Raw genomic sequence first — 9,024 nt, forward strand, 5'->3', positions numbered from 1 at the left:
CCATGTCATCAAAGGCCTCCAGCGGAGAATCGCCATTATCCCACATATGACCGTTACTCGAAGGGTGTACCGATGAACGGGTATCCCAATCGGTTTTAAAGGCCAACCCTTTTGCTCTTGAATCCGCGATAATGGCCGCTAATCCATCTTTTTCAGCTTCGGGTGTTGCATAATCTTGATAACCATATGCAATGGCTTGAATATCCCATTTTCCAATACCCGAATCATACGCCCCCTCTAAAGAAATTTTACCGTTTTTCATGGTCACTTTAGGATGAGGATAATCCATTACCGATTCACGCCCGTATTCACTGGCCGCAAAATTATGGGCCAAGCCAAGGGTATGCCCCACTTCGTGGGCCGACAATTGGCGAATTCGCGCCAGCGCCATCTCTTTTTCTTCATCGGTACTTTGCTTTCCATCAAAAGGACTCATCAAACCTAAGGCGATGAGATAATCCTGACGAACACGCAACGAACCTAAAGTAACATTCCCTTTAATAATTTCGCCAGTGCGTGGATCACGGATGGATGAACCATAAGACCACCCCCGTGTGGCACGATGCACCCAGTTGATCATGTTGTAACGTACATCCATAGGATCTGCGCCTTGAGGAAGGACTTTCACCTGAAACGCATCTTTGTAGCCAATCGCTTCGAAGGCTTGATTCCACCAACTTGCCCCTTCTTTAAGTGCACTCATTACCGGCTCTGGCACCCCAGGATCGATGTAATACACAATGGGCTCAACCGCCTCACTGACCTTCGCACTGATGTCTTTTTTGAACAAACGATGGCGGGTTATAAATTTAACTTCGGTGGGTTCAGTAATGGCCGTAGCGTAATCAAAGTAACCTCTTTTCCAGTAACCAGAATAGGGATGATAAGCTCTGGGCGTATATCCGGGTTCTGGCAAGGCCACAAAGCCATGATGCAAATGTACTGTTATACTGTTTGGCTCGGGCGTTACTTGCTTAACATATTCGCCGGGCTGGGTACCTACGTAGGTAACGATAGACTCCAATTCAGTATTTTTAGGAAACGCCTTACTTCTTGGCGTATAAACAGCACTTCGGCTGCTATCAACTTTATAGTTACCCTGTTTTTTTTGTTTTAGCCGATTAGCCACTCCATGCACGTCACTAAGTAGATAAGGGGTGTAGTCGATAAGCACGCCGTCATCCGACGCCGCCACCACGGTAAAGCCACTCAGTACCGAATCAGCAAAGGCTTCATCAATACTGGCTTGTTCCGCCATATTGGTGGTGTTTGAACGATAACGGGTATTAATCGCCTTCATTAAGACCTTATTGCCGTGCCGTTCAAATTTAATGATATGAGAGACGCCTAACTGTCCCCGATCTAGACCGATATCATTAGAGCCCACACCTTGAGGTAAGCTGCTAAGAAACAGCATCTCGCTATCGAGTTTATCCACATTTAAGTAGACTTTGTCTGTTGCGTTATCATAGTAAAAAGGTAAAAAGCCATCGTGAGCTTCCATTCCGTCGGTAAAATCCGCTATACGGGGTATCGATGCCCATAGATGGCAACTCGCCGTAAGAAGTATCAAAGTAATGATTGTACGCAACTTAAATTCTCCACATTATTATTTTAATTGATGCCTTAAAAACACAGACTCTGCGCTGATAAAAACAACTTATATTGCTAGGTACTACAAGGAAAGGGGTATCTCGGCGTAATGGTGCCCGAGATTGTGTGTGATACTTGTTGAATAATTACCCTACATCGAAATAACCAAATGTTGCAATAACACACGTTGAATAAGTGTCAATTTACGATAAAAGACATTGTTCTATCATCACGGTGTCCACTAACAAAATCACTGTTGATCTGCGTCAACGCATCATAATCATCAGCGACTATCCTCAAATATATGCTTTGATTGATTTAGTTTTCTGGACACATTTATGACGCCCACCCAGTGGAAGCAAGCCGTAAAAGAAGATGGCTTTTACCATATCTATAATCCGGACTGTGGACAAACACCAAGTTCCTGCAAAGAAATTGTGCAGGCGCTGCCTGGCCCCACCGTTTTCCATATTAAAGGCCGGTCTTCCGCTTGCCGGGTCATCGTGACCTTACTCCATGGCGATGAGCCCAGCGGTTTGCGCGCCGTGCTGGAGGTACTGCGGCGCAACACGTTGCCCATAACCGATATTAAACTGGTGGTCGTCTCCGTTGACGCCGCCACACTTCCCCCTTTGTTTACCCACCCCTTTGAGCCGGGTAAACGAGATTTAAACCGCTGTTTCCGTGAGCCCTTTTTGTATCAGGAAAACCACACAGCCCACGACCTGTATCAACTATTAAATTCCCTCGATGCCCAATGTGTGGTCAACCTTCATGATACGGCGCCAGATATCCCTAACTTTGCATTGACCCTTGACACTACACCGGCTCATCTTGCGCTAAGTTCCTACTTTTGCGATACCGTTCTACACTCTCCCATCCTCATTGGCGCACTAACAGATTTACCACTGGCCGGGCCCGTCGTGTCGGTTTATACGCCCAAAACCCTTGATGTACATTCCAATAAAAAACTCATCCAAGGATTACTTGCCTTGTGGCAGGATGAAACCCTCGCCGAACACACACCGGTGCGAATAATATCCCAACCTCGGCGTTTAGAACTCCGTCGCAGTGCAGCATTAACGTATTCAGACAAACCTGTCTTTGGCGTCAACTGCACCCTAAGAAGCGATATAGAGGCTTGCAGTTTCGTTACTTTGCAAGCCGGAGACATGTTGGGCTGGGTTGATCATAATCAGCTGGATCATTTTCGTATTATCGGGCGCAGTTGCAGAGAAAAAGTCAGCCGCTTTTTCTCTGCAAATAACAATTGTCTAACGGTAAACCAGCCCACTACTTTATTTCTGCTTTCAAAAAACCCAGAACTGGCTAAATCCGATTGTCTATTTTATTTTTCCTCTGATTGATGGGCCTGCCAACCTGCAACAATACGTTGGTATAGCCCAGAAAAGCGTTCGGTCTGGGCGCCAATCACATAGCGTAAGCGCTCCGACGGCCCAACCAGTAAGCAGCCTTTTTTTGCCCGCGTAAGGCCCGTATACAATAGCTCCCGGGTAAACAGTGTGGCCGCCTTGCCCGTGCTTTTGGGTAGCCAGATCACCACGTGGTCGAATTCCGAACCTTGGGATTTATGTATGGTCATGGCATAAACGGTTTCTACCTTCGGCAGTCGCGCTAAGCTGATTGAACGGATCTTGTTGTTATCCAGAAAATACGCCCGCAAACGCCCTTCTTTGTCGGCCCAGATAACTCCTGTATCACCGTTAAATAACCGCTGCACATAATCGTTCTGGGTCACCATTATCGGTCTGCCGTGATAATGCTGTCCGCCGCCCAAATAAACCGCAGATAAAAAGCGTTTTTCCACTTCCCGATTTAACCATTCAACACCGCCCTCTCCTTGGCGCACCGGCGATAACCATCGACAATAGGACAAGGCAGTGAGGGCTTCTTCGGGGGAGGAGGCGTTGAACAAGGGTTTAAAGCTGGCATCGATTAAATGCCGTAAGCCATGTCCATCAGGAAACGCCATCTGGCTAACGTCTTTTTGAATTAACGACGTTTTATCCAAGTTGTCTAGGTTAACGATCTGTGATTCAAGCCCGTTGACATCCCCTTCTCGTATTCCTTTTGCCGCAACGGCTAATTTTCCGCTAAAGCGCTGACTTACCTGCAAGGTAAACACCGTGGACAACACCTTGTCATCCACCGGTAACAAAGGCAAATGGGGGCACAAACGGCGAAGAAGATCTGCCTGTGCTTGGCTCACCACCGCGGTGCCCGCGTTATCTTTACCCACCAAGGCTTCCAACACGTTACCGGATTCAACCGCCGGTAACTGGTTTGCATCGCCCACAAGGTACACGCTGGTATTTGATTCAAGGGCACTTAATACCCGTGCCATCAGCGCAAGATCCACCATTGACGCTTCATCGATAATTAGAACATCACAATGAATCGGGTTGTCTTTGTGGTGTTTGGGTGTGATCTGTAAGGGCCGTACCCCTAATAAACGATGTAACGTACTGGCGTTGGTGGAAATGAAGGGTTTGAGTTTTTCCACTTCCTCACCGGTGATCTTTTGTAAGGTGTCCGATACGGATTCCGTTAACCGTTGGGCGGCCTTCCCGGTAGGTGCTGCAAGCTTAATCGTTAACGGTTGCTCAGAGGCTGCTTGTAACGCCAGCAGTAATCGGGTCACTGTATAGGTTTTACCGGTTCCTGGCCCGCCGTTTATGACGGCAAATTGCTGGCTAATGGCACAGGCGGTGGCAAGCTGCTGCCAATCCTGAACGGTGGTGTTTTGGCAGGAAAAAAGCCGTTGCCAAACCGGTTTAATGCGCTGCAATGCCGTATCGCTCAAGGGACGGCTCTGTATACGGTTTAACACCTGTTGGGCCACCACGGTTTCAAATTCCCAATAGCGTTGGGTATATAACTTGCCATGGTTATACACAAAATAAGCCTGCGTTTGGGGATGCGCCGAAAGATACTGGGCAAGTTTAATTAATGGGGTAAGACCGGCAAAGCGGATCCCCGGTCGCGGCGCACTGTCATCATCGCTATCAAACAGGGTTTTATCCGCTATGGCGTCTAAATTTAGACAGCTGTGGCCATGACGCTGAAAATAAGACAACGCCACAATCAGGTAAAATGCCGCCTCTTTGTATTCCCCGTCTACCCGCTGGGATAAATGCTGCGCAAGATAGTAATCAATGGCTTCGATATCGTCCAGTTGCTGCTGGATCTGATTTAAAGATTTCATTGACCCACCTCATCCTTTTCACCACTAAACAGTCCGTCTAATCGCTGTAATTCGTCTTCACTAATGGCGGTATAAAACACCCCTTCAGACGCGGTGTTGTCAGGATGCATCCCCCGCAAATATAAATAGTACACACCACCAAAATGCTCCGCGGGGGAATAATCAGGGATGTGGTTCTGCAAATATCGATGGAGTGCCAAGGCGTATAGCAGATACTGTAAATCGTAGAGGTGCTTTTGATTATTGTGGATCATGGCGTCTTGTTTGTAGTACCCAAAATCATTACCTAGGTGGGTGGATTTATAATCGGCCACGTAAAACCGCCCCTCGTTTTCGAAAATCAAATCAATAAAACCGTGCATCATCCCTTCTAATTGCCAGGCAGATACATTCGGTACAGGGATGGCGTTGTTTCCATTTAGTGACTGTCGGTGTTGATTCAACAACTGTTTCAACGTGCGCCAATCCGCCTGGTTAACCGGAAAATAGAACTCTGCTTCTTTCAGTGTTTTTGATGTTCCGAGGGCCCCAAGGGTTAACGACGGCGATAAGGGGGTTGCCAACACCTCATCCATCCAACTGGCCAGCTCATCAAAAGCGATATCGTCTAAATTGAGTCGCGTGCCCATGTCACGATGGGTAGGCCAGGCCGGTGCGGTGAAATCGGTAATTTCCAACAGGTCATGTAAAAGGTTACCGGCATTCGCCCCTTTTTCCAGTGCAAAACGCAAACGCGGTGCTTTTAAGGACACCTCAGTATCCACCGAGGCATCCACAATTTCTTCATCGCGCACCGTATGTTTTACCGCAACCTGCTGGCGGGCCAAGGCGCTAAATGAATACAGTCGCCAGTTGTCTTTCACCGAACCGGTAAACTCGGCAACACGAAGGGAAATGGGCGTTTCACTCGCGGTTACGCGCCCTTTGCTCAGCGGAATGCTATCTGCACTTAACACCGCCGTATGCCTGCCATCCTCATCAATAATGGCACTGATGGCACCAACCCAGCTGCCTTTCTCGCTCAGCCCCAAAGCTTTTGCCAAAGCCGAATTTTCACTGCCTTTAAACGGGGCCACGCCCAAATAGCAGCGGTGTGCGGCGCGGGTGATGGCCACATACAGCAAACGCATTTCTTCGGCATGACCTTGTTCCCTGACCTTCTGCTGGGCATCGGTAGAATAACCAAGCTGTAAACGTTGTCTTTGGGTCTGTTCATCGAAATAGCGAAATGCATGGAATTGTCTATTCCCGGATTTTGACGGATCTCGATATTTATTCGCAAAGGGAACAAACACGATGGGATACTCTAACCCTTTTGAGCCATGCATGGTCACAATCTGGATCAGTTTCGCGTCACTTTCCAATCGCTGTACATATTCATCTTTGCCCTGGGGATCGGTAATGTTTTTATGCAACCACAACAGCAGTTGTTCTGGCCGCGGGGTTGTGGACGCCGCTTTTTCGAGGGCTTCGGCTAGATGCAGATAATTGGTTAAATGACGTTCGGTTTGATCATCCCGCAGCGCATACCAGCGCCGCAGCAAGGTCAAAATCACCGCCATACACCCTTGCTTTAGCCATACCTGACGCAACTGAAGGATTCGCGCCATACACCCTTCCCAGAGCCCATCATCTTCATCATGTAGCATGGCAACTAACGTGTGTTGCTCGTAGCCTAACAAGGGACTTGATAAGGCGCCAGAAAGCCGCGACTTATCATCACAATGCCAAATGCCATCCAGCACCCGGTACAAATCAATGGCTTCTTCGGCAGAGAATAATGGCGTATTACTACTGAGGTAAACTGACGTTAACCCCACCTTGGTTAATCCGGCTTTAATCAATTCCGCTTCTTTGCCTGAGCGCACCAAAATGGCAATATCCGCCGGTTGAACCGTGCGCTCACCTAACCTTGCTTCCTGCAACAAACGCTGAATTTCATGGCTCGTCCAGCGCACCAAGTGCTCGGTTAACTCATCAACACCGACCTTCTCATTCTCTTCGTCTTCAAAAACAACAAAGTTAAGGGCTTGACGGGCCTCATCATCAACAAGGGGGGTACTTGCCGCTTTTGCATGAGGCGTTGAATTGACGGGTACATAACCAATACTGTACCCAAAAACATCCCGGCCTGGGCCTGAGGTATGGGTACCATAAAACAAACGGTTGTATCCTTCCACCATGGCTTTAACTGAACGCCAATTGGTATCCATCACCCAGCGATAATCCGCCTGACGTCCGGCTTTAAGATAAGTGAAAATATCCCCCCCACGAAAGCCGTAAATGGCTTGTTTGGGATCCCCTATCATCATCAAAAGATGGTCGTTTTCGCCCGGGGGATAAACTTGTGACAAAATTTGATACTGGCTGGCATCGGTATCCTGAAATTCATCAATTAACGCCACCGGGTAACGTTCCCGCAAAGCCTCTCGCAACGTAGCATCATCATGACTAACCTGATGAGCCAGGGTTTTGATGAGATCATCAAAATCCAAAACACCCTGACGGCGTTTTGCCGCTGCTACATGGGCACGAATATAGTCAAAACCTTCCGCTACATGCTGATAAGTGGCAATGGCGTCGAGTTTACCTTGTCTGTCTTTTTCCAGTTGTTGATAGGTGCTTTTGATGTCACCAATTAACGCTTTTAGTGGCTGGGAAATGGCCACCAATTTTGCCTTCTGTGCGCGACCAAAGCGTTGAGGAGTAATGAACCGCGCCGCCTCATCACTAGGAGGAATGACAGCGCCGTTAGCAAGCCACGTAAGCAAAGCGTGCCACTCTTGCTCGCGGCTTTCCTTAACTTCTCCATCTTTTACCGCAATGAGATGTTCATTAAGAAAGGCAGCATTTTCCTGAAGATGGGCGTACACACGCCCCATTTCGGCCTCGGTGCTGGTTTTAAATTTATCTAAACTTTGCTGATAATCCTGCTCGATAGTCGCTGCATCCCACATTTCCACCGCAAGATCACTTTTCAGTGCCTGTTCAAATTCTTTAATGAATAGTTCGGGAATATGCCAGTTGTGTTCCAACAAGGTGCGGTAAGCATGGTCGTCACTGGCCATTTTTCGGATCCAATCCTGGGCAGCGGCGGTCCAGTACGCTTGGGTATCCGTTTCCAGGGTCAAGGTCATAGCCGAGCCACTGGCGAAGGCCAATTCACTGATCACCTTGTTACAAAAGCCATGAATGGTAAATACAGCGGCTTCGTCTAATTCAAGCAGGGCCGCTTCAAGTTTTGCTAATCCTTCTTCCTGAGGCGCTACCTGATACAAGGTTTGATAAATGGGATCTTGCTGACTTAATAACGCTGGGTTATCCATAACTTCACGCCAAACCCCAAGGGCTTCTCGTAGGGTTTCGGCCACCCGTCCTTTAATCTCTTCGGTGGCCGCTTTGGTATACGTCATGACCAGAATTTCTTGTACCGAAAGGGATTTTTCTAACAACAAGCGCAAATATAGCCGGGTAATATTAAAGGTTTTCCCAGTACCGGCACTGGCTTCGATAAGATGTCGCCCCTGCAAGGGAATATTTAAAACATCCAAAGGCTGGCTGTTTTCACCTGATCCTGTCATTTTACTTTTTTATCCTTTCTATTTAAATACAAGGGCGTAAAGACATTGGCTAGCGGCTGAGCAGGAAAATCTGACATCGCCAGCCCCGTGGGAAAGAACCATCGCACATAAGGATCATCATTCAGGCTGGCAGTCATGTAGCCACCTTTTAATGCATTTTGCCAACAGGACGCGCCATCCTCACTGGTTAGCCAATAAGAGAACGACATACCGTCATCATGGTTTTTCTGCCATTTTTCAAACCCATCCAATAGCGCTAAGGTTAAATCAATAAAAGCAGGAACAGGGGCAGACAACATGGACTGATAAAGCTGACAAATATCGTCTAATAACTGTTGCGCAACGTCCTGGGGAAAGGGGTCGATATGACGATATCGAACCGTGTATTTCCCCTTAGCCCACGCCAAAAAGTATGTGTCTAAAGGCAGAAAATTATCGTTAGCGTTGAAACACAACAGCGTCAAATATTGTACCAGACGCTGCTTGTTGGAATCACTGCCGTACAGCATCAATTGTAAACCACTGGTTCCTTGCCAGGCTTGGGCTTCCAGCGTGATATCATGACAATTGACCCTGACGTTATGAGGCGCCGCCACATGGGTACCAAATTGATCAGTCAATGCC

General features: G+C 47.9%; 5 protein-coding genes. 1 reads left to right on the plus strand and 4 read right to left on the minus strand.

The window, feature by feature from the left end; genetic code table 11:
* Positions 1-1,504, minus strand: a 1,504-nt coding sequence (locus V5298_RS18350) for a DUF5117 domain-containing protein (RefSeq protein ID WP_332932884.1), incomplete at its 3' end; no start/stop codon positions are given.
* 427 nt (positions 1,505-1,931) lie between these two features.
* Between V5298_RS18350 and V5298_RS18355 the strand changes: the two genes are divergently transcribed.
* The gene (locus V5298_RS18355; protein ID WP_332932880.1) at positions 1,932-2,960 is read left to right on the plus strand and encodes a hypothetical protein; all 1,029 of its coding nucleotides are present in this window, start codon (positions 1,932-1,934) and stop codon (positions 2,958-2,960) included.
* On the opposite strand, the gene recD is transcribed toward V5298_RS18355, so the two are convergent.
* The 3 genes from recD to V5298_RS18370 form a co-directional block, all read right to left on the minus strand.
* The gene (gene recD / locus V5298_RS18360; RefSeq protein ID WP_332932881.1) at positions 2,942-4,819 is read right to left on the minus strand and encodes an exodeoxyribonuclease V subunit alpha; all 1,878 of its coding nucleotides are present in this window, start codon (positions 4,817-4,819) and stop codon (positions 2,942-2,944) included. The genes V5298_RS18355 and recD overlap by 19 nt on opposite strands.
* Entirely contained in the window at positions 4,816-8,400 is a 3,585-nt protein-coding gene (recB, locus tag V5298_RS18365; RefSeq protein WP_332932882.1) for an exodeoxyribonuclease V subunit beta, read from the minus strand. Before recB ends, recD begins: the two co-directional genes overlap by 4 nt.
* A partial coding sequence (locus V5298_RS18370; RefSeq protein WP_332932883.1) for a hypothetical protein occupies positions 8,397-9,024 on the minus strand: 628 nt, incomplete at its 5' end. The genes V5298_RS18370 and recB, both read right to left, overlap by 4 nt.

This window comes from Alteromonas sp. 14N.309.X.WAT.G.H12 (assembly GCF_036697315.1).
Lineage (GTDB): Bacteria > Pseudomonadota > Gammaproteobacteria > Enterobacterales > Alteromonadaceae > Alteromonas.